Genomic DNA, 25,685 nt, shown 5'->3' on the forward strand with positions numbered 1-25,685 from the left:
CTTGTGGCAACTTGCCGGACATGCCCGATATCTCGCACGCCAGTCCCACTCCGGGCGGAACGCCGCCCCGCACCAGGCTTCTCGCCCTGCCGCCCCCGCACCGCCAACCCGGCCCGGATTCGCCCATGCGAAGGGTTTTCGCGCCAAGTCCCCGCGTGGCGAGGAGAGTTCGTGCTAAGGACCACCGAAACCCCGTCAACCCGCCGCCAGTTCACCACCCGCACGGGGGGCCACGAGCGGGTCGGGCAGGCCCTAGGGTTCGTGCATGACCGATCACGGCAGTCGAACCCCGCACCCGCCGGGGCGAACGGGCGACCCGCAGGGCCGGGCGGATGAGCAGGGCTGGACGGATCCGCAGGGCCGGACGGATCAGCCGGGTCAGAGCCTGCGCCGGCTGATGGGCCCCGGGGCCTGGGCGAGCATGCTGGAGGGCGCGTTCGAGCGCCGGCACCCGATCGGCACCACCCTGCTGCGGCAGGGCGAGCCGGGCACGCACGTCCTCGCCCTGCTGGCCGGGGTCGCCAAGGTGAGCCGCCGGGAGCGCAACGGGGACGTCCGGCTGCTGGCCTTCCGCGGCCCGGGCGAACTGCTCGGCGAGGTGGCGGTGCTGGACGACGGCGTCCGCTCGGCGAGCGTGCACGCGACCTCGGACTGCACGGTCGCGGTGCTCACCAAGGCGGCGTTCCTGAGCTTCGTCACCGAGCGGGACCTGTTCCCCGTGATGGTGCGCTACGCCATGGGCCGGCTGCGGGAGTCGGACCTCGCACGCTCCGGCGGCGACGTGGTGGCGCGGCTGGCGGCCGCACTGGTCACGCTCGCCGACGTCTCCCGGGGACCGGCGGGCAGGGCAGGGGAGGGGCGGGTCGAACTCGCGCTGACCCGTGACGAACTGGCCCAGCACCTCGGCGTGTCCCGGAACACCGTCAGCGCGGCGCTCGCCGGGTTGGCGGCCCAGCGGGTCGAGGCCGGACGGAAGGCGATCGCCATCGGCGACCTCCCCGCACTGCGCCGCGTCGCCGAGGCGCTCCACGGCTGACGCCCTCGGCTGACGTTGTCGGCAGGTGTGACCTCCGTCACCGGATTTCCGCACTGAGCGAGCACACCGGGCGACGCCTTCTCGCGAAGCTTGGTGGCACAAGGTCAGTTCGGGAACGACGAGGAGCAGAGATGACGGAGTTCGACCAGCCACTGCCCGGGGCCAGCGCCCTGCCCTACAGCCGCAGCCGCCAACTCCCGCCCTACCGCGGGATCGTCGCCGTCGACGCCAAGGACTTCACCGGGTACCCGGCGATCGAGCACGGCGTGATCAGCCAGGCCGTCCCGCAGGTGCTCCAGTGGTCCTTCGAGAAGGCGGGGCTCGCGGAGGTCTGGAAGGACCGGAGGTTCCCCAACTCGACCGGTGACGGCTACGTCTTCGGTTTCGACCCGGCGTGGATGCCCTTCCTGATCCACCCCTGGCTGAACACCCTGCAGGATGTGCTCACCGAGTTCAACGTGCACTCGGTCGGGACGGTGCGGATCCGGCTGCGGGTCAGCCTCAACATCGGCCCCCTCCCGGACACGGGCGGCGAGTTCGACGGCAACGGCACCCCGAGGAACGACACCCACCGCCTGCTCGACTCCCGTCCGGTCAAGGCCATGCTGGCCGCCTCCAACGAGAGCATCACCCAGGTCGCCGCCATCCTCTCCGACCGCTGCTACCAGGACGCGGTCGCCGGCGGGTTCACCGGACGCCACCCCGACCACTTCATCGAGGTCCCGGCGACGGTCGAGGGCAAGCGCTTCGACCAGCGGGCGTGGCTCTACGTGCCCGCGCCGTCCGGCAACCTGTACGACCGCAGGATCCTCGGCGACGCGGTCATCGAGGAGCAGGAGCGGAGCACCCCTGCGGCCCAGCCCGCGGACGACCGCCGCGCGCGGCGGACGGTGGTCAACCAGCGGGCCGACGGCGGCAACATCAACAGCGGCACGGTCCACGGAGGACAGAGCGTCACCAACGCGGGACGCGACTCCTACGGCGGCTTCGGCGGCGACTTCGTGGCCGGCAACAAGGGCGACACCGTCCACGGTGACAAGAACGAGCACCACCGGTGAGCCCTGACGGTGGGGGCTCGCCCGACGAGCTCGACTTCGAGGTCTTCGCCGATAAGTTCACCGACGGATCCAGCTCCTGGTGGGGCCGTCTTCGGCAGACCGTCATCTACGCTCCGGGCGGCAACATCAACACCGGAGAGGTCCACGGGGACCAGCATGTCGAGACTACCGGCGCCGTCCCCGTTGGCATTCGACCGGTGGAAGCGCAGGACGGGCCCATCTCCCCGCTGGAGATCCTGGCCGCCCGAACCGGATTCGCAACACCGGACTGCTTCCCCGAAGCGCTGGAGCAGCTTCGTACCCGCCTGCTCTTCCTCGTCGGGGAACCCGGCACCGGGAGGCGCACCACGGCCCTCAACCTGCTGTTCGAGTGCAGCGGGCACAGCACCCTCCTGCGCGCGCTCGACAGCGACTCGGACCTGTCCGTGTGGGGGCCGACCCAGCGCGAGGCGCGCGGCTATCTGGTGCACGGCCTCTCACCGGAGGTCCGGCTCGGCCCGGCGGCGATCGCCAGGCTTCGACGGCGGTTGGACGACGCCGACGCCTACATGGTGGTGATGCTCCCGCACGACGCGGACCGTCTCCGTGCCCTGGCCCGCGATCTGGAGATCACTCCGGTGCGCTACCTCTCCCCGACGCCGCGTGCGGTCTTCGAGGCGCGCCTGGACGGCGCCGTTCCCGACGGCGCCCGACGCCGGGCGTTGCTGGACCGGCTGGGGCCGGACCTCGACGGTCTGCTGGCGCCCGGGCTGGTGCCGGCCCAGGTCGCCGAACTCGTCGCGGAGGTGAGCCGGGCCGGTGACGAAGGTCCCGACCCGGCCGATCTCGGTGAGCGGCTCAGCTTCCTCGCGGAGACGGAGGTCCCCGACCTGCTGCACGCGCTTCGAGAGGACCCGGACGGGCTTGCGTTCCTCCTGGTGACGAGCGTTCTGGAAGGCTTCGACCGCAGGATCGTGCGGGACGAAGCCGACCGGCTGCTCAGGCTGGCCGACGGCCGCCTCGACGCGCTGCTGCCGGTGAGCGTGGACGAGAACGGCGACCAGCGGCGATCCGTTCGCAGCGAAGCCCCTCGCGCGAACCCGAGGTTCGCCTTCCGACGCTCGCTGGACGCACTGCTGGCGACCGTCCGCGCCGAGTGCCTGCCCAGCGAGACGCGGCGGACCTGGGGCTACGCCTACACGGTGGAGCCGGTCCGTTTCAGACGGCACCGACAGGCGGAGTCGGTGCTGCGCCACGTCTGGCGGCAGTACGGCGAGGTGTCGGCCCTGCTGGCCGAGTGGATGAACGTGGTCGCCGAGACCGAGCCCGAGCTGGCCGAGCCGGTGGGCCACGTGGTGGGGCTGGCCGCCGGTTGGACGGGCGGCCGCCGGGCCCTTCGACACATCTACGATCTGGGCCGGTCCGACCGTGTGCACAGCCGTAGTGCCGCTGCGTACGCGCTGGGCGTCGCGGCGCAGGACCCGATCCTGGCGGCCGAGGTGAAACACCGCCTCAGGAGCTGGAGCCGCCAAGGCGGTTGGCGACTGCGGTCCACCGTGGCCGAAGCCTGCGGCGGGGACTTCGGGGTCTCACGGCCGGAACTCGCGCTGCTGCTGCTCCGGCATTGTTACCGGGGAGAGGAAGGGAAGGAGAGCACGGTTTCCGTCGCCGTGCGCGGTGGTCTGCAGAGGCTCTTCGTGGACGGCAACCAGCCGGCCGTCCTCGGTGAACTCGTGGAGTGGGCGGACCAGCCGGGGGATCACGCCACGCTCTCGTTGGACGTCTTCGCCGGGCTGCTGCTGGTCCCCACATGGTTCCAGCAGCAGCTCGGCGGCGACGGCGAGTTCGCCGAGGCGGTGATCACTCTGGTCCGGCGGACACTCAACGACGACCGCACCTTCGACCATGCCAGTCTGGCGCTGGTCGACTGGTGTCGCCAGGCGATCCGGGACGAACCGCTGCGAGCCGCCGTGGAGACGTTGCTCACCGCGCTCGCGCGGGACATGCGCTCCGGCGAGCTGAGACTGCTGGTCGAGATCGACGGCGACGACACCCCCGACCTGGTCGGCCGCGACATCGCGCACACCGCTCTGGAGGCCTGGCGGCGAGGAGAACCCGGGCCGTACCGGTCGGCTCGTTCATTCGGAGGCTTTGATGACCAATGAGACTGACTCTCCCGTCTACACCCAGGCCACCCGTGCCCCCTGGCGGGAGATACTCCGGCACCGCTGGTCCGGGCGGCGCGACCGCGTCCTCGTCCTGCGGGACCGGGACGGGCACCACCACCAGCTCGGGGCCCGCCGCCGGAGCGTGCCCGAGGGCCAGGACGGCGGAGCCGGGGCCCGGGTGGGGCTGCGAGGGTTCGACCGGGCGTACCTGGTCGAGCTGGACGAGCGGTCGAACGTCGGCGCCGTGGGCCTCCCCACCCCGTACGGCACGGAGCCGCTGGAGGTCGACGTCCTGTGGTGGGTCCACGACGCGGCGCAGGTCGTGCGAACCGGGACCAGCCGGGGCTGGCGACCCGTCCGCAAGGACCTCGACCGGCGCCTGCACCAGCTCAAGGAGCAATTCGCCGCCGCAGGGGCCCGGCTGGGCGCGGACGAGCTGGTGCAGTACCTGGCGGCCCCCCGCGTGCTGCCCGAGTACGGGCTCAGCTACCGCGTCACGGACGTCTCCGCGCGCGAGCACGGAACCGAGCCGCGGCTCGGGGAGCCCCACGCGGCGGACCTGTGGATCGACACGAGCCCGGCGGAGTACGAGTTCTGTCGACGGCACGTCCAGGACGGTCCGGTCGCCCTCGCGGCGCTCTGGCTCGCCAGGAAGCCCGACGAGGTGCGCGACGTCCTGGACTGGACCGTCAATCATGCGGACCTGCTCCGCGGCGAGACCACCTGGCAGGACCGGTTGGCGGGCATGCTGGGCACGTTGACGGCGCAGGAGCAGCAGGAGCTCTCCCGGATGCTGCGCGACCGGCTCGTCGCCCTGGGGCGGACGGTTCCCGGACCCGGACCCGGACCGGGTCCGCAGGCTCCGGGACCGGAGTTCGTGAAGATCCGTTCCCAGGCCGACGGCTGGAAGCCCGGTGCCGTGCCGAACGGGAGCCCGCGGTGATCCGGGCGTGCGGCGTGCGGCGTGAGCGGGCGCGGCGCCACCGGGCTTCGGTGCGGACGGCGGCGTCCGGCCCGTCCTCGCTGTCGGCGATGGAGCGCCTGATGGCGTCCAACAGCGCGGAGCTCGTCCGGGCCGACACCAAGGCCGCCGTGTTCCTGGCGTTCACCGGCGCGGTGCTCGCCACCTTCATCCCCTTGGACAGCGGCAGCGGCGCTCCGGGGAGCCGGCTCCTGCGGTGGACCGCCGTGGCCTGCGCCTTGCTGGCCGTCGCCTGCTTCGCCTCCGCGCTCGTGCCGCGCCACCGCAAGGGGCGGCACGGCGGGCCGGCCGGTCCGGGGTACTTCGAGCACATCGCCCCGGACGCCGGTCCGGACGGGCTGCGCAGCGCCTTCGAGCGGGCCGAGCGCGATCCGGCGGGCCCGCTGCTGGCCGCGCTGGCCGGGACCAGCGCGATCATCCGGGCGAAGTACCGCTGGATCGAGACCGGAACCGTCCTGCTCCTGCTGGCGCTACCGCAGTTCGCGCTGACCCTCCGTCCGCTGTGAGGGGACGGGCCCCGACCGTGCCACGGTCGGGGCCTGCGCGGATGTCGGCATCGGCGTCGGCGTTGGGCAACAAATGTTGCTCTTCGAAGCAACGACCATTGACGGATCGCGGCGGTGGCCCCTACAGTGCGGGGCCATGGAGACGGACGATCTTGGTCGGCGGGTGGCGGAGGATGTGGCCGGTGCGGGCGGCGTGGAGGGGCTGCGGCGGCTGTCGGGGGTGATCGAGGCGCTGGAGGAGCGTCGGACGGAGCTGGTGGAGGAGCTGCGGCGCGGGCACGAGGCGACCTGGGAGGAGATCGGGCGCGCCTGCGGGATGACACGGCAGGGGGCGACGCGACGCTGGGCCGGGCGGCTTCGGGCACGGTCCTTCGGGGTCGCGGCGGCCGCGTACCAGACCGGGCGGCCGGGCTATCCGCAGGCGCTGGTCGGCTCGGCGGTGCCGCGGGAGGCCCGGCGGGTGCTCGATCTGGGCGCCGGTACGGGCAAGTTGACCCGGCTGCTGGTCGACGCGGGCCTGGACGTGGTGGCGGTCGAGCCCGACGAGGGCATGCGCGCCCAGCTGGCCGCGGCAGTTCCCAAGGCGGCCGTCCGGGCGGGGTCGGCGGAGCGCATCCCGCTGCCGGACGGGAGCGTGGACGCGGTCGTGGTGGGGCAGGCCTGGCACTGGTTCGACCCGGCGGTCGCGGTGCCGGAGGTCGCCCGGGTCCTCGCCCCCGGCGGGACGCTCGCGCTGGTGTGGAACGTCCGGGACGAGTCCGAGCCCTGGGCCGCCGAACTGGGCGCGCTGATGCACCGTTCGACGCGGCAGCGGATCGACACCAGGCCCGTCCTCCCGGCGCCCTTCGGCGCGTCCGAGCGGCTGGAGATCCGCTGGGAGCACCGGACCACGCGGGCCGGGATCGTGGACATGGTCGCCTCGCGCAGCTACGTCATCGCGCTGCCGGAGGCCGAACGCGCCCGCCTGCTGGCCGACGTCGAGCACCTGCTGGCCACCCACCCCGACCTGGGGGGCCGGGACGCCATCGCCCTGCCGTACGTGACGAGGTGCACCCGTGTCCGCCTCGGCTGAGCTCCGGCCCGAGCTCCGGCCCGAGCCCCTGCCAGGGGACCGGCCCGAGCCCCTGCCAGGGGACCGGCCCGGGGCCCGTTCCGTCACCGTCCGCCGCCTGGGCCGCGCGGACGCCGAGCCGTACCGGGCCTTCCGCCTGGAAGCCCTGCGCGCGACACCCGACGCCTTCACCTCCAGCCACGCCGAGGAGCACGCCAAGCCGATGGCCGCGACGCTGCGCCGCCTGGCCGAGGCCGAGGACGGGCCGGGAGCCCTGCTCGGGGCCTTCGACGCCACCGGCACACTGGTCGGCACCGCCGGACTCCGGGTGGCGCCGCGGAGCCAGGAGCGGCACAAGGGCACGCTGTACGGCATGGCCGTCGCCCCCGGCGCCGCCGGCCGGGGGATCGGCCGGACCCTGGTGCACGAGGTGCTGCGCACGGCCGCCGAGGACGGGCGGCTGCGGCAGGTGCTGCTGACCGTCTCGGAGGGCAACGAGGCGGCCCTGCGCCTCTACACCGGCTGCGGCTTCGAGGTCTGGGGCCGGGAGCCGAGGGCCGTCCTGGTGGACGGGCTGGCCGTCGCGAAGCTGCACATGGTGCGGCTGCTGGACACCGAGCCGACAGTGGCCGGGCACTGACACGTGTCCGGGCGCTGACAATTGTCATGCCGCACCGGTGCGCGAGCACACTGCCCCGCGCACCGGTCCCGCGCCCACGATGGGCCCATGACCTCCACCGACACCGACGCCGACACCGACGCCGAAGCCGTGACCGGCCTGCACCACCCCGACACCCGGCGGGCCTTCCGCACCGTGCGGCGGTTCGTCCTCGCCTACCTCGGCCTCAGCATGCTCACGCTGGCGGTCGCCTTCGTCCTCCGCGACCACACCTCCCTCGTCACCCCGGCGGTCTGGGTCCGCGGCACCGCCGTCGTGATCAGCGCCGCCGTGACCCTGCTGTTCACCGTCCGCGCGGCCCGCGGCTCCCGGGGCGCCTTCCGGCGGCTGCGGATCATCTCGGCGGTCATGCTCGCCGCGATCGCTACGATCATCGTCCTGCCGGGCGTGTTCCCGCTCTGGATGAAGGCCGAGCAGGGGCTGTGCGGGCTCGCCCTGCTGGGCGTGGCCGTCCTGGTCAACGGGCGGCACCTGCGTACCCTGTTCGCCAGGCTCTGAGGAGGGGGAGCAAGGGTGGCCGACCTCGGTCGCGATACCGCGCCGGACTCCGCCCACCGCTGGGGGCGGGGTTGGCGGCGCGTGCTGCTGGGCACCGGGATGCTCGTCTTCCCGGCGCTCACCGCCGTCGCCGTGAGCGGCAACGTCGACGGGGCGGCGGCGGTCGCGGGGTACGCCGTGGTCACCGCGTTCTGCCTCTGCTACGCGCTCACCGCCGTCGCCCTGGAGAGCGACCGACGGCACTGGATCGGCCCGCTGTTGGCGGCGATGACCGCCCTGTTCCTCGCCGCGCTGCCGTTCGCCCACGCGGACGCCTTCTTCCTCGCCACCGTGGTCGTCTCCGCGGTCGCTGTGCTGTGGCGCGAGCACGCCGCCGGGGTGGTGACCGTCGCCGCCCTGGCCGCGTTCCTGGTGCCGTGGGCGGTGCGCCCCTGGCACTCCGGGCCGGGCGGATTCCAGGCGCTGGCCCTGCTGTTCACCGCGCTCACCTGCGGTGCCTTCGCCGAGATCGCCGCCACCAACCGGGAGTTGGTCGCCGCCCGGGCCGAGGTGGCCCGGCTGGCCTCCGAGGCCGAACGCAACCGGATCGCCCGCGACTTGCACGACCTCCTCGGACACTCGCTCACCGCGATCACCGTCAAGTCCCGTCTGGCGCAGCGCCTCGCCGACAAGGACCCGGGCCGGTCGGTCGCCGAGATGGCGGGCGTGGAGACGCTCTCCCGGCAGGCACTGTCCGACGTCCGCGCCGCCGTCACCGGCTACCGCGAGGTGACCCTGGCCGGCGAGCTGGCCCGCGCCCGCGAACTGCTGCGCGCCGCAGGGGTGGTGGCCGACCTGCCGACGGCGGCGGACGCGGTCGGGCCGGAGCACCGCGAACTGTTCGGCTGGGTGCTGCGCGAGGGCATCACCAATACCGTCCGGCACGCCCGCGCCGCGCGCTGCTCGGTGGTGCTCACCGCCACCACGCTGGAGATCCGCGACGACGGGACCGGCGGCACCGCAGAAGGCCGAGGGGACGGCAAGGGCCTCACCGGCCTGCGCGAACGCGTCGCGGCCGTGCGCGGTACGGTCGAGGCGGGCCCGCTCACCCCGCGCGGGTGGCGGCTGCTGGTCACCGTGCCGCCGGGCGGCTCCGACTCCCCGTACGAAGGGACGCAATGACGATCCGCCTGCTGCTCGCCGAGGACCAGGAGCTGGTGCGCACCGCGCTGCGCGCCCTGCTCGACCTGGAGGACGACTTCGAGGTGGTCGCCGCCGTCGGGCGGGGCGACCGGGTCGCGGAGGCAGCCCGGGAGCACCGGCCGGACGTCGCCCTCCTCGACATCGAGATGCCCGGACTGGACGGGCTGGCGGCGGCCGCCGTCCTGGCCCAGCAGGCGCCGGAGTGCCGGGTCGTCATCCTCACCACCTTCGGCCGGGCCGGCTACCTGCGCCGGGCCATGGAAGCCGGCGCGGTCGGCTTCGTGGTCAAGGACGCGCCCGCCGAGGTGCTGGCCGACGCCATCCGCCGGGTCGCGGCGGGGGAGCGGGTGGTCAACCCGGAACTCGCCGCCGCCACCCTCGCGGCGGGCGCCTCCCCGCTCACCGCCCGCGAGCGCGACGTGCTGAACGCCTCCCGCCCGGGCGCCGGGGTGGCCGAGATCGCCGCGAAGCTCTACCTCTCCGAGGGGACGGTCCGCAACTACTTCTCCTCGGCCATCGCCAAGACCGGCACCCGCAACCGTACCGAGGCCCTGCGGGTCGCGGACGAACGCGGCTGGCTCTGACCCGGACGGCCGGCGGCCCCGCTGTCGGTCCTCGGTGCGAAGATCACGCCCATGGAGCGATTCCGGGAGCTGACGGCTCCTCCGGAGTCGGTACCGCTCACCCGTACCCGCGCGCCTCTCACCCCGCGCCCGGCCGCGCGCCGGGGGAGCCGCCCAAGGCGTCCCGCAGGGCCGGCGTCGAGGCGGGCGGAACGGACCAGGAGGAACGGATCAGGCCAGGCGGAGCACCAGCTTGCCGGTGTTCTCGCCGCGGAACAGCATCTGGAAGGTCTCCGGGAAGTCGTCCACGGTGCCCTCCACCACCTGCTCCTTCACCTTGATCCGGCCATCGCCGATCCAGCCCGCGATCTCGGCGGCCGCCTCCGGGTACCGGCGGGCGTAGTCGAACACCACGAAGCCCTCCATCCGCGCCCGCCGCACCAGCAGCGACAGGTAGTTGGACGGGCCCTCGACGGCGGTCTCGGCGTTGTACTGGCTGATCGCCCCGCAGACCACCACCCGGGCGTGCATCGCGAGCCGGGTCAGCGCGGCGTCCAGGATCGGGCCGCCGACGTTGTCGAAGTAGACGTCGATGCCGTCCGGGGCGTGCGTGCGCAGCGCCTTGCGGACGTCCTCGGAGCGGTAGTCGATCGCCGCGTCGAAGCCCAGCTCCTCGGTGAGCAGCGCGCACTTCTCGGGACCGCCCGCGATGCCGACCACCCGGCAGCCCTTCACCTTGGCGATCTGCCCGACCATGCTGCCGACCGCCCCGGCGGCGCCGGAGACCACCACGGTCTCGCCCTCCTTGAGCGCCCCGACCTCCAGCAGCCCGAAGTAGGCCGTCATACCCGGCATCCCGAGGGCGCCGAGGTACGTGGACAGCGGCGCGAGCGCGGGATCCACCGTGACAGCGCCCTTGCCGTCCGACACCGCGTACTCCTGCACCCCGAAGGCGCCGACGACGTGGTCCCCGACCCGGAACTTCGGGTGGTTCGAGGCGACGACCTCGACCACCGAGCCCGCCCGCATGACCTCGCCCAGCCCCACCGGCGGCAGGTACGACGGCCGGTCGTCCAGCCACCCCCGCATCGCCGGGTCCAGCGACACGTACCGCGTCCGCCCCAGGAACTCCCCGTCCCCGGGCACCCCCACGGCCTGACTCCCGTGCGCCCAGTCCTCCGCCCGGACCTCCCCGACCGGCCGACTGGCAAGACGGATCTGACGGTTGACTGCGCTCATGGCGTCTCCTGGTCATACACACTCGGGCTCTGGAACTCGACGCCCCGATTCTAAGCAAGCGCTTATTCATATGACTAGACATTGTCCGGAACCAGTCGGGTGAGCGCCAGTGAAGTGCGCGGATGCAGTCGTGAGGCGGCGGTAGCCTTTGCGTCGGGCGGCCCCCTGAGCGCGGACACCGGCGCCGGACAGGAGAGCACAACGTGAGCGCAGCGCATATCGGCCCGGGCGACTACAGCCGAGTTCCGAACCCGGAGCAGGCACTCAAGTACGCCATCCAGCACATCTCGGGTGACCGCGTGGAAATCATCGAGGGAGTCATCACCCCGGTGTCGCCGTCCTGGGCGCATGAGAGCGCCGTTGACCTCGTCCGTGAGCAGATCGGGTCGCGCATGCGTGAGCTGGATCTCCGCGCTGGCTCCGGAAATCTCGATCTGCCGGGAACTGAGAACTTCTACGTGCCTGACATGGCCGTCGTGCCACGCGAACTGGCAAAAGTGGAAGGCGCATTGCTGCCCGACCAGACGGTTCTCGTGGTCGAGGTCACCTCGCCCTCGAACGGCGATACCGACCGGACCGTCAAGCGCCGCCGGTACGCGCAGTTCGGTGCGCCGCTCTACCTGCTGGTGGACCGGCAGGAGCGGACGTGCACATTGTTCTCCCAGCCGGGTTCGCTCGGGTACACCCGGATGGAGGGGCCGCATCCGTTCGGGGTTCCGGTGCGACTGCCCGAACCGTTCGGACTGGACCTGGACACCGCGGAGTTCTGATCCCTCCGCCCGCCCGTGGTCGCGTCTCGCGTACCCGGTGGTCGGAGGGGCCCGGCGGGCGGTGGGCCCGGTCAGTCCCGGCCCGGCTGCCAGCCGAGTGCCGGTCCGAGGCGGGTGGCGAGGTCGGTCAGGATCTGCACGTAGTCCCGGTGCTCGAAGGTGAACGGCAGCGCGAAGGCGACCTCGTCGACCTCCCGGTATCCGGCGTGGGCGTGCAGCCGCTCGACGAGCTGCTCGGAGCTGCCGACCAGGTCGGCGGCGAACAGCAGGCGGGCGGGTCCCTGCGGGCCGAGTGTGCGCGTGGTGCGGGAGAGGGCGTACGCCTCGTACTTGGCGCGCTGCTCGGGCGTGGCGGTGTCGGTGGGGATGACCACCAGGCCCTGGGAGACCCGGGCGTGCTCGCCGTCGGGGTGGCGCTCGCGGAAGGCACGGATCTGGCCGGCCTGGATGGCGGCGAAGTCCGGCGGGGCGTCGTCCGTCTCGGCCTTGACCACGCTGCTGGTGAGCAGGTTGAGCCCCTGCTCGCCGGCCCAGCGGGCGGAGCGCAGGCTGCCGGCGCCGTACCAGAGCCGGGAGGCGAGGCCGGGGGAGTGCGGCTGGACCCGGCGGGAGTACACCTCGATGCCCTCGGTGCCGGCGAAGTCGGAGGCGTCCTCGCCGCGGACGAGGGCGAGCAGACGCTCGGCACGGCGGGGGCTGAAGTCCTCCTGCTCGCCGGTGTCGGGGTAGAGCGCGCCGCGTACGCGCTCGTAGTGGGTGGGCGGGCCGACGCTGAAGCCGGGGTTGAGCCGCCCGCCGGACAGGACGTCGACGGTGGCGAGGTCCTCGGCGAGCCGCAGCGGGTTCTCCCAGCCGAGCGGGGTGACGGCGGTGCCGAGCTGGATGCGGCTGGTGCGCTGGGTGGCGGCGGCGAGGACGGCGACGGGGGAGGAGATCCCGTACTGGAGGTGGCGGTGGCGCAGCCAGGCGCTGTCGAAGCCGAGTTGTTCGCCCAGGGTGATGAGGTCGAGGGTGGACTCGTGGCCCCGGCGCGGGTCGGCTTCGTCGAAGAGGCCGATGGTCAGGAAGCCGAGCTTCCGCAGTGGGCGAGGGTCCGTCGACATGGTGGGCGGCTCCGCGGGGTGTGAGGCGGCCCCGGGGGAGGGGCTGGTCCGGTGGTGCCCTCCGAACGTACGCAACCGCCTCCCGGCCCGACAAGATCGGCACGCCATCCGGTCACCGGGCGCAATGCTCCGCAACGGGGCGCAATGCGGCGTCACATGCGACGGGGCGTGCGGCGGGCGTGCGGCGGCCCCCGCCCGGAGGGGCAGGGGGCCGCCCGGTCGTCAGCAGCTGCGCAGCTCCGGGCTCTGGTTGCGGATCTGGTTGTGCAGCGAGGTGAACTCTCGGTACGCCGCGCTGTCCTCGGCGCCGGGCCGGAAGGCACCGACGCGGTGGCAGTTGACGAAGGCGAGCTTCACCCCGAAGTGGTCCTCCAGGCTGCCCCGGATGGCGTTGCTGGCGAGCGCGCGCAGCAGCTGGGCCCGCTCCTCGTCGCTGGGCGTGGTGTTGTCGGTGGTGAACTCCTCGTCGCCGGCAGCGAGTTCGGTGCTGAGACCGGCGACGACCCGGTAGGCGTACGGGAGCGAGGCGCGGACGGTCTCGAGGAACTCGGCCTCGTCCACGCGGCCCTCCCGGGCCTGGGCGAGGAGGGCGGGGGAAACGTCGAGCGACATGGGTGTCCTCTTTCGGGGGTGTGCGGAGCGTGCGGGCATCGGTGGGCAGCAGCCACCCGCAACAGCTATCGAAGATGAAAACCATTGCAAGAAAGACTCTCCCGGTCCGCCCGACGCCCTGTCAAGCGGCCTCCCCCGAAGGGCTGTAACATCCTCGACCGCTGATCGCCTCGGAGGGCTGACGGCTCAGGTCTTCTCTGCCGGTTCGGGCACCGGCACCCGCCGGACCTTGATGACGAACACGGCGATCACCACCGCGAGCGCGGCGAAGACCAGGCCCATCTGGAACGCGCTCGCGATGCCGTGCACCAGCACCTGTGAGGAGTAGGGCTCCGGCAGCCGGCCGGTCGCCTTGAAGCGGAGCGCCTCCTGCGGGGTGGCCTGCTGGAGGAACGCGCTCACCTGCCGGCCGGCCTCGTTGCGGCTGGCGGTGCCGTACACCGTGACCAGGATCGACAGGCCCAGCGAACCGCCGACCTGCTGGGTGGTGTTGAGCATGCCGGTGGCGGCGCCGGTCTCGTGCGGGGCGACCTTGGAGACGGCGGTGAGCATCACGGGGACGAAGATCGAGCCCATGCCGAAGCCGAAGAGCAGGGTCGGGCCGAGGACGCCGCCGACGTAGGTGGTGTCGATGTCGATCTGGGTCGCCCAGGTGACTCCGGCGAGCACCAGGACGGAGCCGGTGACCAGGAACGGCTTGGGCCCGTACCGCAGTTGGTTGCGGGCGGCGAACTGGGCGGCGGCGATGATGGCGGCACTGATCGGCAGGAAGGCGAAGCCGGCCCGCAGCGGGCTGAACCCGAGGATCTCCTGCACGAACAGGGTGATGAAGAAGAAGATGCTGAACATCGCCGCGGCCACGCAGAGCATCAGCCCGTAGGCGCCGGAGCGGTTGCGGTCGCGGAACAGGTGCAGTGGGGTGATCGGCTGGGGCACGCGCCGCTCGTTGACCAGGAACGCCGTCAGCAGCACCGCGGCGAGGCTGAACGCGGTCAGGGTGACGGTGTCCGTCCAGCCGTGCTCGGAGGCGCGGATGAAGCCGTAGACCAGCGAGACCATGCCCGCCGTGGCGGTGAACGCGCCGGTGAGGTCGAAGCGCCCGGGGTGCCGCTCGGACTCGTTGATGTAGAGCGGCGCCAGCAGCGCGATCGCGAGGCCGATCGGCACATTGACGAAGAACACCCAGCGCCAGGACAGCCAGGACGTCAGCATGCCGCCGAGCAGCAGCCCGATCGCACCGCCCGCGCCCGCGACGGCGGAGTACACGCCGAAGGCCCGGTTGCGCTCCGGGCCCTCCTTGAAGTTGGTGGCGATCAGCGCGAGCGCGGTCGGCGAGGCGATCGCGCCGCCGAGCCCCTGCAGGGCCCGGGCGGCGAGCAGCCAGGCGGAGGACTGCGCGACCCCGCCGAGCAGCGAGGCCAGGCTGAAGACCAGGACACCGACGATGAAGACCCGCCGTCGGCCGAGGATGTCGCCCGCGCGCCCTCCGAGCAGCAGCAGCCCGCCGAAGGTCAGGGTGTAGGCGTTGATGACCCAGGACAGGTCGGTGGTGTTGAACCCCAGCGCCTGCTGGATGTGCGGCAGCGCGATGTTCACGATCGTGATGTCGAGGACGACCATCAGCTGGGTGGCCGCGATGACGGTGAGGGCTATCCCTGGGTGCTGGCCCCGACGGGCGGTCGCGGGCGGAGCCGTGGCCAGGGCACGCGAGGTGGCCATGGCAGGTTCCCCAATGGCTCGGGAGCGAACGACGGGCAGGGGACGGATTCGTTCACTGACACCGACACTAGCTCCGGGAGATAGGGAACACAACCGTTCATTACGGACAAGCGGTGATTTCCGGACACCGGGGGCGAACCGGTCCGCGGCCAGCCGGACGGGCGGCGGGCGGAGCGGGCGTCCGCGGTCAGGTGTCCGGCGTGGCCGCCGTGTCCTTCGCGGGGGCTCCGTAGCCGCCGCCGCCCGGGGTGCGGACCTCCAGGGCGTCGCCGGCCGCGACTTCGGTGCTGCCGCAGCCGGGCAGGTCGTCGGTGGTGCCGTCGGCGCGCAGGACGCGGTTGGTGCCGAGGGCGCCGGGGGAGCCGCCGTCGAGGCCGTACGGGGGGACGCGGCGGTGGCCGGAGAGCAGGCTGACGGTCATCGGCTCGCGGAAGCGCAGCCGGCGCAGGGCGCCGTTGCCGCCGTGCCGGCGGCCGGCGCCGCCGCTGTCGGGGCGGACGGCGAACTCCTCGACGAGGACCGGGAGGCGCCACTCCAGGACTTCGGGGTCGGTGAGACGGGAGTTGGTCATGTGGGTCTGGACGGCGTCCGCCCCGTCGAAGCCCGGGCCCGCGCCGGAGCCGGAGGCGATGGTCTCGTAGTACTGGTGCTCGGCGTTGCCGAAGGTCAGGTTGTTCATCGTGCCAGAGCCTTCCGCCTGCACGCCGAGCGCCGCGTAGAGCGCGCCGACGATGGCCTGCGAGGTCTCCACGTTGCCGGCGGCGACGGCGGCCGGGTATTGCGGGGCGAGCATCGAGCCGGGTGGGACGACGATCCGCAGCGGGCGCAGGCAGCCGTCGTTGAGCGGGATGTCGTCGGCGACGAGGGTGCGGAAGACGTACAGGACGGCGGCGGTGACGACGGCGGAGGGCGCGTTGAGGTTGCTGTCGAGCTGGGGCGAGGTGCCGGTGAAGTCGATGGTGGCGCTGCGGTCCCGGCGGTCCACGCGGACGGAGACGGCGATCACGGCGCCGGAGTCGGTCTCGTAGCGGTACGAGCCGTCGGTCAGGTCGGCGACGGCCCGGCGCACGGCCTGCTCGGCGTTGTCCTGGACGTGCCGCATGTAGGCCTGGACGACGTCGAGGCCGAAGTGGTCGATCATCGCCTCGACCTCGTCGACGCCCTTGCGGTTGGCGGCGATCTGGGCGCGAAGGTCGGCCAGGTTGGTGTCCGGGTCGCGGGACGGGTACCGCGCCTCGGTGAGGAGCCGGACGGTCTCCTCCTCGCGCAGCCGTCCGTCCGCCACCAGTGGCCAGTCGTCGAAGAGCACGCCCTCCTCGTGGATCTCGTGGCTGTCGGCGGGCATCGAGCCGGGGGCGGTGCCGCCGATCTCGGCGTGGTGGCCGCGGGAGGCGACGAAGAACAGGACCTCGCTGCCGTCCGGGTCGAAGACCGGGGTGACCACGGTGATGTCGGGCAGGTGGGTGCCGCCGTGGTACGGGTCGTTGACGGCGTAGGTGTCGCCCGGGCGCAGCTGCGGGCCGCGCCGGCGGAGCACCTCCTTCACGGTGGTGCCCATCGAGCCGAGGTGGACGGGGATGTGCGGGGCGTTGGCGACGAGGTTGCCGTCGGGGTCGAAGAGGGCGCAGGAGAAGTCCAGCCGCTCCTTGATGTTGACCGACTGGGCGGTGGACTCCAGCCGGGCGCCCATCTGTTGGGCGATCGCCATGAAGAGGTTGTTGAAGACCTCCAGCAGCACGGGGTCGGCGGCAGTGGTGACGGCCTCCTCGGCCGCCGCCCTGACCTGCTCGACGAGAAGATGCCCGGCGGCGGTGACGGTCGCCTTCCAGCCGTCGTCCACGACGGTGGTGGCATTGGCCTCGGCGATCACGGCCGGGCCGGTCAGGGTCTCCTCCGGTTGCATCGACTCGCGCTCCAGCAGCGGGACCCGGCGCCACTCGCCGCCGGTGCGGAGCCGTACGGTGACGGGTTCCGCGGGCTGCTCGGGGCCGGGGGAGAGCACGTCGAGCTCCGGCTGCTCGGTGAGGCCGGTGCCCTCGACGGCGAGGGCCTCGACCACCAGCGGGCGGTCCATCAGGAAGGAGTAGGTGGCCCGGTGCCGCTCCTCGAACTCGGCCCGCATCCTTGCCGGTTCGTCCAGCGGGACGCCGATCGCCGTGTCGGTGCCCTGGTAGCGCAGCCGGGCCCGGTGGGTCAGCCGGATCCGTTCCCGCGGAACGCCCTGGTCGAGCAGTTCGCCGGTGGCGGCCTGTGCCAGTTCGTCCGCGAGCGCCCGGACGGCCCCCATCTCCTGCTCCGCCAGCGGGCGTTCGACGGCCCGCTCGCGCAGGACGGTGGTGTCGGCCAGGCCGATGCCGAGGGCGGACAGCACCCCGGCCATCGGGGGGACCAGTACGGTGCGGATCCCGAGCGCCTCGGCCACCGGGCAGGCGACCTGGCCGCCCGCGCCGCCGAAGGTGGTCAGCGCGTAGCGGGTGACGTCGTGGCCCTGCTGGACGGAGATGCGTTTGATCGCGTTGGCGATGTTGCCGACCGCGATCCGCAGGAACCCGTCGGCGGCCTCCTCGGCCGTGAGGTCGCCGATCTCCTCGGCCAGGTCGGTGAATTGACTCTTCGTCAGGTCGAGATCGAGCGGCTGGTCCCCGTCCGGACCGAAGACGCGCGGGAAGTGCCCGGCCTGGATGCGGCCGAGCAGCAGGTTGGCGTCGGTGACCGTCAGCGGTCCGCCGTTCCGGTAGCAGGCGGGGCCGGGATCGGCGCCGGCCGAGTCCGGTCCGACCCGCAGGCGCTCGCCGTCGAAGCGCAGCACCGAGCCGCCGCCCGCCGCGACGGTGTGGATGGCCAGCATCGGCGCCCGCAGCCGTACACCGGCGACCTGGGTGGTCACCACCCGCTCGTACTCGCCCGCGAAGTGCGACACGTCCGTGGAGGTGCCGCCCATGTCGAAGCCGATCACCCGCTCGTGCCCGGCGAGTTCCGACATCCGCACCATGCCGACGATGCCGCCGGCCGGGCCGGAGAGGATCGCGTCCTTGCCCCGGAAGTGCCCCGCCTCCGCGAGTCCGCCGTTGGACTGCATGAACATCAGCCGGACCCCGGACAGTTCGTCCGACACCTGCCGCACGTAGCGGCGCAGACCCGGATTGAGGTAGGCGTCGACCACGGCGGTGTCCCCGCGCGGCACCAGCTTCATCAGCGGGCTCGCCTCGCTGGACAACGACACCTGGTCGAAGCCGAGCCGCTCGGCGAGGCGCCCGATCCCGCGCTCGTGGTCGGGGTGCAGGTAGCTGTGCAGGCAGACCACGGCGATGGAGCGGATGCCGTCGCGCAGACATCCGCGCAGGTCATCGGCGAGCCGGTCGAGGTCGGGCGGGCGCAGCACCTCGCCGTCGGCGGCGATCCGCTCGTCCACCTCGACCACCCGGGCGTACAGCGGCTCGGGCAGGGTGATCTCCCGGGCGAAGATCTGCGGACGGTTCTGGTAGCCGATCCGCAGCGCGTCCGCGAAGCCGCGGGTGACGCACAGGACGGTCGGCTCGCCGGTGCGCTCCAGCAGGGCGTTGGTGGCCACCGTGGTGCCCATCCGGACCGACTCCACGTCCGCCTCGAGGTCGGCGTCGGGCGGCAGCAGTGCCCGGATGCCTGCCACCGCGGGATCGCGGTAGCGGGCCGGGTCGTGCGAGAGCAGCTTGTGGGTGAGCAGCCGCCCGTCCGGCGCCAGCCCGACCACGTCGGTGAAGGTCCCGCCCCGGTCCACCCAGAACTGCCAGCCCCCGGGGCCCGTCTTGGAGGCCATGACCGGCTCCCTCCGCCGTGCCCGCCCGGCGTCCTTTGCGCAAGCGGCCCTGCGCACTGCGCGCAGCCCTGCGAGTAGCCCTGCGCACGAGTATCCGACCGGGCGAACGACCGGGGCAAACGGAACATACTGGCCGTGGGGGTCGACCCTGGAGGCGGCGATGACGGCCACGACGGTGGGGGTGCTGCGGGAGACCGCGTCCGGTGAGCGCCGGGTCGCCCTCGTACCCGACCTGGTACCGGCCGTGGCCCGGCTCGGTGCGACGGTCCTGGTCGAGCCCGGCGCCGGTACCCCGGCCGGCCACCACGACGGCGACTACCGCGCCGCGGGGGCCGCGGTGACCGGGCGCACCGAGCTGCTGCGCCGTGCGGACGTGCTGCTGGGCATCCACCCGCCGCACGTCGACCCGGTGCGCGAGCTGCGCCCCGGGCAGGTGCTGGCCGCGCTGCTGCGACCGCACCGGATCCCGTACCTGGTCCGGCAGTGGGCGGAGCGGGGTGTGACGGCGATCGGCCTCGACCTGGCGCCCGACCTGCTCGCCGCGTACCCGCTGGACGCCGAGGCCTCCCAGGCCAGGGTGGCCGGCTACCGAGCGGTGCTGCTCGCCGCCGCGTGGCTGGACCACTGCCTGCCGCCCTGGGGCACGCCGGACGGGCTGCTCGACCCGGTCCGGGTGCTGGTGGTCGGCGCGGGACCTGCGGGCCTGCAGGCCGTCGACACCGCCCGCCGGCTGGGCGCACCGGTCGACGCGGTCGAGCCGCGGCGCCGGGAGCGCGCGGCGGTCGCCGCCCTCGGGGCCGGCCTGCTCGACCTGCCCGGGTTGCCGCCGGTCGGGGACGACCGGGAGCTCTGGGAGCCCCTCGACCAGGAGCACGCCGCGTGGACGGCGTGGACGGCGTGGACGGCGTGGACGGCGGGCCTGGCGGCGGCCGCCGTGCGCTACCGGGCGGTGGTGACGGCCCTCGCCCCGCCGGGCCGCACGCCCCCGGTCCTGCTCCACGCCGAGACGGTGGCGCGGCTGCGGCCGGGCTCGGTGCTGGTGGACCTGGCGGCCGGTCCGGAGGGCGGCAACGTCGAGGGAGCCCTGCCGGACACCACGACGTCGGTGGGCGACGGGGTCACGGTGATCGGCGCCGGAGACCTCGCGGCACAGGTGCCCGGCACCGCCTCGCGTGCCTACGCCCACAACGCGCTCGCGCTGCTCGACCGCCTCTCCCGAGCCGGGTCACCTGCTGCGGACCCGGTCCTCGGCCCGATGCTGGTGACCGACCGCGGCGCCGTACGGCACGAACCGACCGGTCGGCTGCTGATGGCGGCGACCGCCGCCGCCGGGCTTCCGTAGGACCCCTCGGTCAACGGTCACCGGCAGGCCGTAGCCGCCCGATCCGGGCGAGGGCCAGCAGCAGGAGGTGCTCGACCCGGGGGATCAGCGGCGGTGCCGCCAGGGCGACGGCGATCGAGACGGCGACGCCCGCCCAGGCCACCGGGCCGAGCGGGGTGCACCCGAAGAACCGGCTGACCCCCGGCGTCTGGATGACGGCCGCGAGCGCGGCGGCGGAACCCAGGACGGTCGCGAGGACGAGGGGACTGTGCCGTCGCCCGGTCAGGGTCTGGGCGAGCTGGGCCCCGACCACCCCGCACAGGGCCATGGTGCCGGTGCGCCGGGCGGAGCCGGGGGTGGCGGCGCCGATGAGCCAGGCGGTGGTCGCGCCGAGGGCGGTCACCAGACCCCGGTGCCGGATCCGACGGGCCAGCGGCGCGTCGAGGGCGGCGGTGCCCACGCGCGGGACGCCGTCCTCGGAGGGCGGTTCCTCCCGTGGTGTGACCGCGACGGCCATCGCCGGGAACATGTCGGTGAGTAGGTTGACCAGGAGGATCTGGCGGGTCGACATGGGGGCGTGGCCGGCCAGCAGGGTGGCGAGGACGGAGAAGCCGATCTCTCCGGCGTTGCCGCCGATCAGGATGGTGATCGCGTCCGCGACGCTCCGCCACAGCTCGCGGCCCTCCTCGACGGCGTCGATCAGGACGGTCAGCTCCTCGTCGGTGACCACCAGGTCCGCCGCGTTGCGGGCCGCCGCCGAACCGCGGGCGGCGATCCCGATCCCGATGTCGGCGGAGCGGATGGCGGCGGCGTCGTTGGCCCCGTCCCCCACCATCGCCACGACCCGCCCCGCCTCCCGCAGCGCCTCGATGACCAGCACCTTCTGCTCCGGTGCGACCCGGGCGACGACGTCGCAGTCGCGCAGGCGCCGGGCGCGGTCCCTCCGGTCGAGATCGGCCAGCTCGTCCCCGGTGGCCAGCTCGACGTCCTCGGGCCAGCCCAGGGCGACGGCCACCGCGCGGGCCGTGGCCGGGTGGTCGCCGGTGAGCATGACCGGCCGCACCCCGGCCCGTCGCAGTCCCTCGACCAGCGCGGCGGAGCCGGTGCGCGGGGTGTCCGCCAGGGCGACGAAGCCGATGAGCTCCAACTGCTCCAAGGGCCGGTCTATCGCTTCACCACCGCCGGAGCCTTCGCCGCCGGAGCCTTCGCCGCCGGAGCCCTCGCCGGTGAGGGTCCGCGTGGCGACGGCGAGGACCCGCAGGCCGTCCGCTCCGAGGGCGGCCACGGTTGCGGTCCCCTCCTCCTCGGCGCCGGTGCCGGTACCGCTGGCGCCGGTGCAGGCCGGCAGGACGCTCTCGGGCGCCCCCTTGACCACGAGCAGTTCGCGACCGTCGTCATCGGTGCCGGTCGCGGCGGCGTAGCCGCGGCTGGCCTCGAACGGCAGCACCTGCGCGGGCGTCCAGCCGAGCTCGTCCGGGGCGGCGGCGACGATCGCCTCGTCGGTGGGGTGGGCGTGGACGGCGGTGTCGTCGTCGGCGGGCGGGCAGGCTCGGGCCGCCATCCGCAGGACGGATGCCGCCGCGGGGTCGTCGGCGGGGTGCCGGGCGCCGTCGGCCGTGGCGACGCGGGCCACCGTCAGACGGTTCTCGGTGAGCGTGCCGGTCTTGTCGAAGCAGACCGTGTCCATCCGGCCGAGCGCCTCCAGCGCGCGCGGGGTACGGACCAGCACGCCGTTTCGGCTGAGTCGGCGTGCTGCCGCCAGCTGGGCGACCGTCGCCACCAGCGGCAGTCCCTCCGGCACGGCGGCCACGGCGACCGCGAGCCCGCCCCGGACGGCCTGGCGCACCGGGCGCCCGCGCAGCACCGCCAGGCCCGTGACGGCGGCTCCGCCGAGGAGGGTGAACGGCAGGCTGCGGTCGGTCAGTTCGCGCAGCCGGGCCTGGACGCCCGGCGCGGGCGGCGTGCGGGCGGCGAGGTGCTCGGCTCGCCCGGCCTCGGTGTCGTCCCCGGTGCCGACCACGGCGGCCCGGGCGTGTCCGGCCACGACCGTGGTGCCCTCGAAGACCATGCAGCGGCGGTCGGCGACGGCCGCCTCCGGGGTGGCGTCGAGCTGCTTCGTGGTGGGGAGGGACTCGCCGGTCAGCGAGGACTCGTCGACCTCCAGGTCATCGAGGTCGAGCAGCCGGGCGTCGGCCGGCACCACATCCCCGGTGTTGAGCTCGATCACCTGACCGGGAGCCAGATCCGTCGACTTGACCGAGCGGGTCCGGTCCCCGTCCACCACCGGGACGTTCCGACGCTGGGTCACCTCGAGTGCGGAGAGGGCGCGTTCGGCACGTGTCCGCTGCACCGCGCCGATCAGCACGTTCACCGCCAGCGCTCCGACGACCAGCAACGCGTCCACCGTCGAGCCCAGCAGGGCGGACGCGGTGGCCCCGACCAGCAGGACCGGCGTCAGCGGGTCGTCGAGTTCCGAACGCATCGCGCCGACCAGCCGGCCCGCCCGGCGCACCGGGGCGAAGGCCGGCAGCCGCCGGGCCCGCCGGAGGGCGTCCGACAGCGTCCGCAGGCCGGCGGGGCGCGCCGGGCGGCGGACGGCCTTGAGCCGGGCCAGCGCTTCCTGAGGTGCGAGGGCGTGCCAGGCCGTGCGCGGCGGCGGATGGGGAGCGGTGCGGACGCTGATGCGCAGGGCGGCCCGCCCGCCCGAGACGAGGGCTGCGGCGGTCGCGGCGTTGACGGGCGAGAGGCGGACGCCGACCGGAATCATGCCGTGCGGGCGTCGCCCGCGGGCGAGGACCAGGAGCCCGGACAGTGCGGCGCTCGCCTGGGCCAGGGTCTTGGAACGCGCGGCGACGGTACGGGCGGCGGGGATCGCGGCCAGCAGCCGCCACGCGGACTCCAGTCCACCCGTCAGGAGGAGGTCCGCGCCCCACACCACCGCGCTGCGGTCATCGGTGACCGCGACCGCGAGGTCGCTGCGCAGCAATCCGGCGAGCAGTTCCCGGGCGCTGTCCGGGAGTTCCGAACGACCGTCGGCCGGAATGCGCGCCACCGTGAGCACCACCCGTCCGCGGTGCTGGAGTTGTCTGATCACCTCTGCCAACGGCCGCTCGGCGCCGACCAGTTGATCGGCGAGGGCGCCGAACTCGCCGAGCGTGCCGTCATCGGTCACCAGGACGCGCAGTCCGGCGCGTCGGGCGGCGTCCAGCGCGGCCTCGGCGAGCGGAGCGATCTCCCAGCCGACCAGGACGGTGCCCACGTCCGCCCCGTCGGCGGCGGCGACCATCAGGCCCGTCCCCGTGTCCTGACGGCCGGACGGGTCGGAGTCATCGGGCACGTGGCGCAGTTCGAGCTCCGGGCGGTCGTCCCCGTCGCGGGCGTCCCGGGCGTTCCGGTTGTCCCGGGCGTTCAGGGCAGCGGCGGCGGACTGCCAGAGCCGGTCGTGGTCCCAGCCCGGCGCATTGGGGTGGACTTCCAGGACGGTCCGCGTCGTGCCGCGCAGGGAGTCGGAGTGCAGCACGACGGTGTCGACCAGTTCCAGTCGGCGCAGTCGCTCCACGTTGCGGACCAGGATGCCTTCGCGGGCGAGTCCGGTGCCCAGCACGGCGGTGAACGCGGCCGGACCGTAGCGCGCGGCCTTCGGGTTTCCGGCCACCAGGCCCTCGGCCGCCTCCGCGGCGTCGCGGGTGAACAGCAGGGCGGCGGCGGAGCCGAGGAGGGTGCCGCCGACCGCCTGGTCCGCGTACTCCTCGCCGGGCAGCGCTCGCAGCGCCGGGCGGACGGTGTCCTCGCCGGCCACGCTCAGCCGTCCGCGTGCGCAGAGCGCGTCATGGGCGGCGTCGAACGCGGTGGCGCCGGCGATCGTCTCCATCAGCCGACCCGTGCGCAGCACCGCGTCCAGGACCAGCGCGGTGGGCGACTGCCCCACGCCGTACGCCGCGGCCCCGGCGGCCGCCAGCGCGAGGTCGGCGCCCGTGTCGCCGAGGCGGCGGCGGAGCAGGGTGCGGACCTCCGGGTCCTCCCGCACCAGGGCGGTCACGGCGGTGGCCAGCCGCGGTGGCTTCCTCAGCCGGACCGTCCGCGCTCCGACGGCGGTCGCCAGGCCCACCGCGTCACAGGCGAGGGCGATCGCCTGCGCGCGCACACTGCCGGCCCGGCCGGGATGCGAGGTCTCCAGGACCTCCTCGGCCACCCGTTCCAGGCGCTCCTCGGCGGCGAGTTCGCCGACGCGGTCCACCACGCGCTCGGTGACCGCGTCCTGGGTCAGCTGCACGACCAGCCGGCCGAGGCCGCCGTCCCAGTAGGCGGCGACCACGTCCGGGCGCTTCGCCAGCGCGAGCGCCACCTTCCGCGCCGCCGCCTCCACGCTCCGTCTCCGGCCGGTGGCACCCGGCCGTGGGCGGAGCGGCAGCTGGAGCCGGGAACCCGCCTGCCAGTAGCCCCGGCCCGCCTCCGCAGCGTTGCACGCCACCCGGCCCACGCGCCGCGCGGTACCGGCAGCCGTGACCGCGGTGTGCGCGGCGGACCGGGCCGTGGCGCGGGCCGTGGGGACGGCCGTACGCGCCAGCGCGACCGGTACGGCCAAGGTCAGCCCCAGGCCGGCCGCCGGCAGTCTGGTCAGCAGCCGCAGCACCGCACCTCCCGTTCCGCCGACCCCACCCGGGCGCGTTCGCGCCCGGGTTCTGATGAATGGCCCGACCATGACGCCGGCCCTACGGCGCGCGTACCCGGGAAGCCGGCGGACAATCCCGCTGTCCGCTCCGGCTTCAGGCGTGGGCGTGCGAGAACAGCACGGCGTGGCGGGCGATCGCCGCGGCGCGGTCGGCGCACTGCTGGTAGCAGCAGGCCAGCAGCACGAGGTCGGTGGTGTCGACCGGGTCGGACCAGGCCTCGTGCAGCAGCAGCTCGTACAGCAGCCGCTGCCGCTGGCCGACCTCGTGCAGCGAGGTCAGCAGGTCGGCGACGCCCTCGGGGGCCCCGGACTCCAGGACGTCCGCGGACCGTGCCAGCAGGTCCAGTGCCGTCGCCGCGAGCCCGTGCAGCGGAGCCCGCAGCGGTTCCGGGAACGGCTCCCGCCCCTGGCGCGCCCAGGCCGCCTCCAGCAGCCGCTCGGCCATCCGTCCGAGGGTCTCCACCTCGCACCCGACGTGGACGCCCGCGACGACCCCCACCCGGCCCCCGGGCGCGGCGGCGGCGTCCTCCTCGATCCGGTCCAGCAGCTCCGCCAGGGCCTTCTCCGCCGCCGGGATCCCGTCCCCGCGACCGGCCGGGTCCGTGAGGACGGCCGTCGCGCCGCCCAGCGCGGTGTGCGCCAGCCGCACCAGACCGGCCAGCTCGCCGACCAGGGCGCGGTACCCGCCGTCTCCGCCGTCAGACATCCGCACACTCCCGTCCTACGGCCCCTCGACCAGTCTCGCCCCATC

General features: G+C 73.9%; 19 protein-coding genes. 12 read left to right on the top strand and 7 right to left on the bottom strand.

Annotated elements, in window-relative coordinates; all coding sequences use genetic code 11:
• Positions 1-265: 265 nt before the first annotated feature.
• From ACZ3TI_RS19325 to ACZ3TI_RS19370, 10 genes are all read left to right on the top strand, one after another.
• On the top strand, positions 266-1,036 hold the full coding sequence (locus ACZ3TI_RS19325; RefSeq protein WP_465727625.1) for a Crp/Fnr family transcriptional regulator: 771 nt from the start codon (positions 266-268) through the stop codon (positions 1,034-1,036).
• A 131-nt stretch (positions 1,037-1,167) separates the two neighbouring features.
• Entirely contained in the window at positions 1,168-2,094 is a 927-nt protein-coding gene (locus tag ACZ3TI_RS19330) for a hypothetical protein (RefSeq protein WP_465727627.1), read from the top strand.
• Positions 2,091-4,238: a hypothetical protein gene (locus ACZ3TI_RS19335; protein ID WP_465727629.1), complete on the top strand. Its 2,148-nt coding sequence runs from the start codon at positions 2,091-2,093 to the stop codon at positions 4,236-4,238. The genes ACZ3TI_RS19330 and ACZ3TI_RS19335 overlap by 4 nt, the downstream gene beginning before the upstream one ends.
• Positions 4,228-5,184 carry a hypothetical protein gene (locus ACZ3TI_RS19340; protein WP_465727631.1) on the top strand — a complete coding sequence of 319 codons (957 nt, stop codon included), beginning with the start codon at positions 4,228-4,230 and terminating at the stop codon, positions 5,182-5,184. Before ACZ3TI_RS19335 ends, ACZ3TI_RS19340 begins: the two co-directional genes overlap by 11 nt.
• Positions 5,185-5,285: 101 nt before the next feature.
• Positions 5,286-5,729, top strand: a complete 444-nt coding sequence (locus ACZ3TI_RS19345; protein WP_465727633.1) for a Pycsar system effector family protein — start codon at positions 5,286-5,288, stop codon at positions 5,727-5,729.
• 136 nt (positions 5,730-5,865) lie between these two features.
• Positions 5,866-6,801 carry a class I SAM-dependent methyltransferase gene (locus ACZ3TI_RS19350; RefSeq protein WP_465727635.1) on the top strand — a complete coding sequence of 312 codons (936 nt, stop codon included), beginning with the start codon at positions 5,866-5,868 and terminating at the stop codon, positions 6,799-6,801.
• Positions 6,785-7,420 carry a GNAT family N-acetyltransferase gene (locus tag ACZ3TI_RS19355; protein ID WP_465727637.1) on the top strand — a complete coding sequence of 212 codons (636 nt, stop codon included), beginning with the start codon at positions 6,785-6,787 and terminating at the stop codon, positions 7,418-7,420. The genes ACZ3TI_RS19350 and ACZ3TI_RS19355 overlap by 17 nt, the downstream gene beginning before the upstream one ends.
• 87 nt (positions 7,421-7,507) lie before the next feature.
• Positions 7,508-7,957 (top strand): hypothetical protein, encoded by a 450-nt coding sequence (locus ACZ3TI_RS19360; protein WP_465727639.1) that lies wholly within the window; start codon positions 7,508-7,510, stop codon positions 7,955-7,957.
• Between the two features lie 15 nt (positions 7,958-7,972).
• Positions 7,973-9,118 (top strand): sensor histidine kinase, encoded by a 1,146-nt coding sequence (locus ACZ3TI_RS19365; protein ID WP_465727641.1) that lies wholly within the window; start codon positions 7,973-7,975, stop codon positions 9,116-9,118.
• The gene (locus ACZ3TI_RS19370) at positions 9,115-9,723 is read left to right on the top strand and encodes a response regulator transcription factor (protein WP_465727643.1); all 609 of its coding nucleotides are present in this window, start codon (positions 9,115-9,117) and stop codon (positions 9,721-9,723) included. Before ACZ3TI_RS19365 ends, ACZ3TI_RS19370 begins: the two co-directional genes overlap by 4 nt.
• 210 nt (positions 9,724-9,933) lie before the next feature.
• On the opposite strand, the gene ACZ3TI_RS19375 is transcribed toward ACZ3TI_RS19370, so the two are convergent.
• Positions 9,934-10,941 carry an NADP-dependent oxidoreductase gene (locus tag ACZ3TI_RS19375; protein WP_465727645.1) on the bottom strand — a complete coding sequence of 336 codons (1,008 nt, stop codon included), beginning with the start codon at positions 10,939-10,941 and terminating at the stop codon, positions 9,934-9,936.
• Between the two features lie 203 nt (positions 10,942-11,144).
• On the opposite strand from ACZ3TI_RS19375, the gene ACZ3TI_RS19380 reads away from it, so the two are divergent.
• A complete protein-coding gene (locus ACZ3TI_RS19380) occupies positions 11,145-11,711 on the top strand; it encodes a Uma2 family endonuclease (protein WP_465727647.1) in 567 nt (188 codons plus the stop codon).
• Between the two features lie 71 nt (positions 11,712-11,782).
• Here the strand turns inward: ACZ3TI_RS19380 and ACZ3TI_RS19385 are convergent, their stop codons facing one another.
• The 4 genes from ACZ3TI_RS19385 to ACZ3TI_RS19400 all read right to left on the bottom strand — a co-directional run bounded on the left by ACZ3TI_RS19385 (position 11,783) and on the right by ACZ3TI_RS19400 (position 18,941).
• On the bottom strand, positions 11,783-12,814 hold the full coding sequence (locus ACZ3TI_RS19385; RefSeq protein WP_465727649.1) for an LLM class flavin-dependent oxidoreductase: 1,032 nt from the start codon (positions 12,812-12,814) through the stop codon (positions 11,783-11,785).
• 222 nt (positions 12,815-13,036) lie between these two features.
• Positions 13,037-13,426 carry an SCO5389 family protein gene (locus ACZ3TI_RS19390; protein ID WP_465727651.1) on the bottom strand — a complete coding sequence of 130 codons (390 nt, stop codon included), beginning with the start codon at positions 13,424-13,426 and terminating at the stop codon, positions 13,037-13,039.
• Positions 13,427-13,612: 186 nt separating this feature from the next.
• Complete coding sequence (locus tag ACZ3TI_RS19395) at positions 13,613-15,145, bottom strand: MFS transporter (RefSeq protein ID WP_465727653.1); 1,533 nt, start codon at positions 15,143-15,145, stop codon at positions 13,613-13,615.
• A gap of 187 nt (positions 15,146-15,332) precedes the next feature.
• Entirely contained in the window at positions 15,333-18,941 is a 3,609-nt protein-coding gene (locus ACZ3TI_RS19400; RefSeq protein WP_465727655.1) for a hydantoinase B/oxoprolinase family protein, read from the bottom strand.
• A 160-nt stretch (positions 18,942-19,101) separates the two neighbouring features.
• Here ACZ3TI_RS19400 and ACZ3TI_RS19405 point away from each other — a divergent pair, with 160 nt between their 5' ends.
• On the top strand, positions 19,102-20,283 hold the full coding sequence (locus tag ACZ3TI_RS19405) for a Rossmann-fold NAD(P)-binding domain-containing protein (RefSeq protein WP_465727657.1): 1,182 nt from the start codon (positions 19,102-19,104) through the stop codon (positions 20,281-20,283).
• A gap of 10 nt (positions 20,284-20,293) precedes the next feature.
• Here the strand turns inward: ACZ3TI_RS19405 and ACZ3TI_RS19410 are convergent, their stop codons facing one another.
• Both ACZ3TI_RS19410 and ACZ3TI_RS19415 read right to left on the bottom strand, forming a co-directional pair.
• A complete protein-coding gene (locus ACZ3TI_RS19410; RefSeq protein ID WP_465727659.1) occupies positions 20,294-24,895 on the bottom strand; it encodes an HAD-IC family P-type ATPase in 4,602 nt (1,533 codons plus the stop codon).
• A gap of 133 nt (positions 24,896-25,028) precedes the next feature.
• Entirely contained in the window at positions 25,029-25,640 is a 612-nt protein-coding gene (locus ACZ3TI_RS19415; RefSeq protein WP_465727661.1) for a hypothetical protein, read from the bottom strand.
• Positions 25,641-25,685 lie beyond the last annotated feature (45 nt).

The organism is Kitasatospora sp. NPDC023120 (assembly GCF_055560835.1).

Coding starts and splice junctions, on each gene's coding strand:
- ACZ3TI_RS19325 (WP_465727625.1), top strand. CDS start 266: ATGACCGATCACGGCAGTCGAACCCCGCACCCGCCGGGGCGAACGGGC.
- ACZ3TI_RS19330 (WP_465727627.1), top strand. CDS start 1,168: ATGACGGAGTTCGACCAGCCACTGCCCGGGGCCAGCGCCCTGCCCTAC.
- ACZ3TI_RS19340 (WP_465727631.1), top strand. CDS start 4,228: ATGACCAATGAGACTGACTCTCCCGTCTACACCCAGGCCACCCGTGCC.
- ACZ3TI_RS19345 (WP_465727633.1), top strand. CDS start 5,286: ATGGCGTCCAACAGCGCGGAGCTCGTCCGGGCCGACACCAAGGCCGCC.
- ACZ3TI_RS19350 (WP_465727635.1), top strand. CDS start 5,866: ATGGAGACGGACGATCTTGGTCGGCGGGTGGCGGAGGATGTGGCCGGT.
- ACZ3TI_RS19360 (WP_465727639.1), top strand. CDS start 7,508: ATGACCTCCACCGACACCGACGCCGACACCGACGCCGAAGCCGTGACC.
- ACZ3TI_RS19370 (WP_465727643.1), top strand. CDS start 9,115: ATGACGATCCGCCTGCTGCTCGCCGAGGACCAGGAGCTGGTGCGCACC.
- ACZ3TI_RS19375 (WP_465727645.1), bottom strand. CDS start 10,941: ATGAGCGCAGTCAACCGTCAGATCCGTCTTGCCAGTCGGCCGGTCGGG.
- ACZ3TI_RS19385 (WP_465727649.1), bottom strand. CDS start 12,814: ATGTCGACGGACCCTCGCCCACTGCGGAAGCTCGGCTTCCTGACCATC.
- ACZ3TI_RS19390 (WP_465727651.1), bottom strand. CDS start 13,426: ATGTCGCTCGACGTTTCCCCCGCCCTCCTCGCCCAGGCCCGGGAGGGC.
- ACZ3TI_RS19395 (WP_465727653.1), bottom strand. CDS start 15,145: ATGGCCACCTCGCGTGCCCTGGCCACGGCTCCGCCCGCGACCGCCCGT.
- ACZ3TI_RS19400 (WP_465727655.1), bottom strand. CDS start 18,941: ATGGCCTCCAAGACGGGCCCCGGGGGCTGGCAGTTCTGGGTGGACCGG.
- ACZ3TI_RS19405 (WP_465727657.1), top strand. CDS start 19,102: ATGACGGCCACGACGGTGGGGGTGCTGCGGGAGACCGCGTCCGGTGAG.
- ACZ3TI_RS19415 (WP_465727661.1), bottom strand. CDS start 25,640: ATGTCTGACGGCGGAGACGGCGGGTACCGCGCCCTGGTCGGCGAGCTG.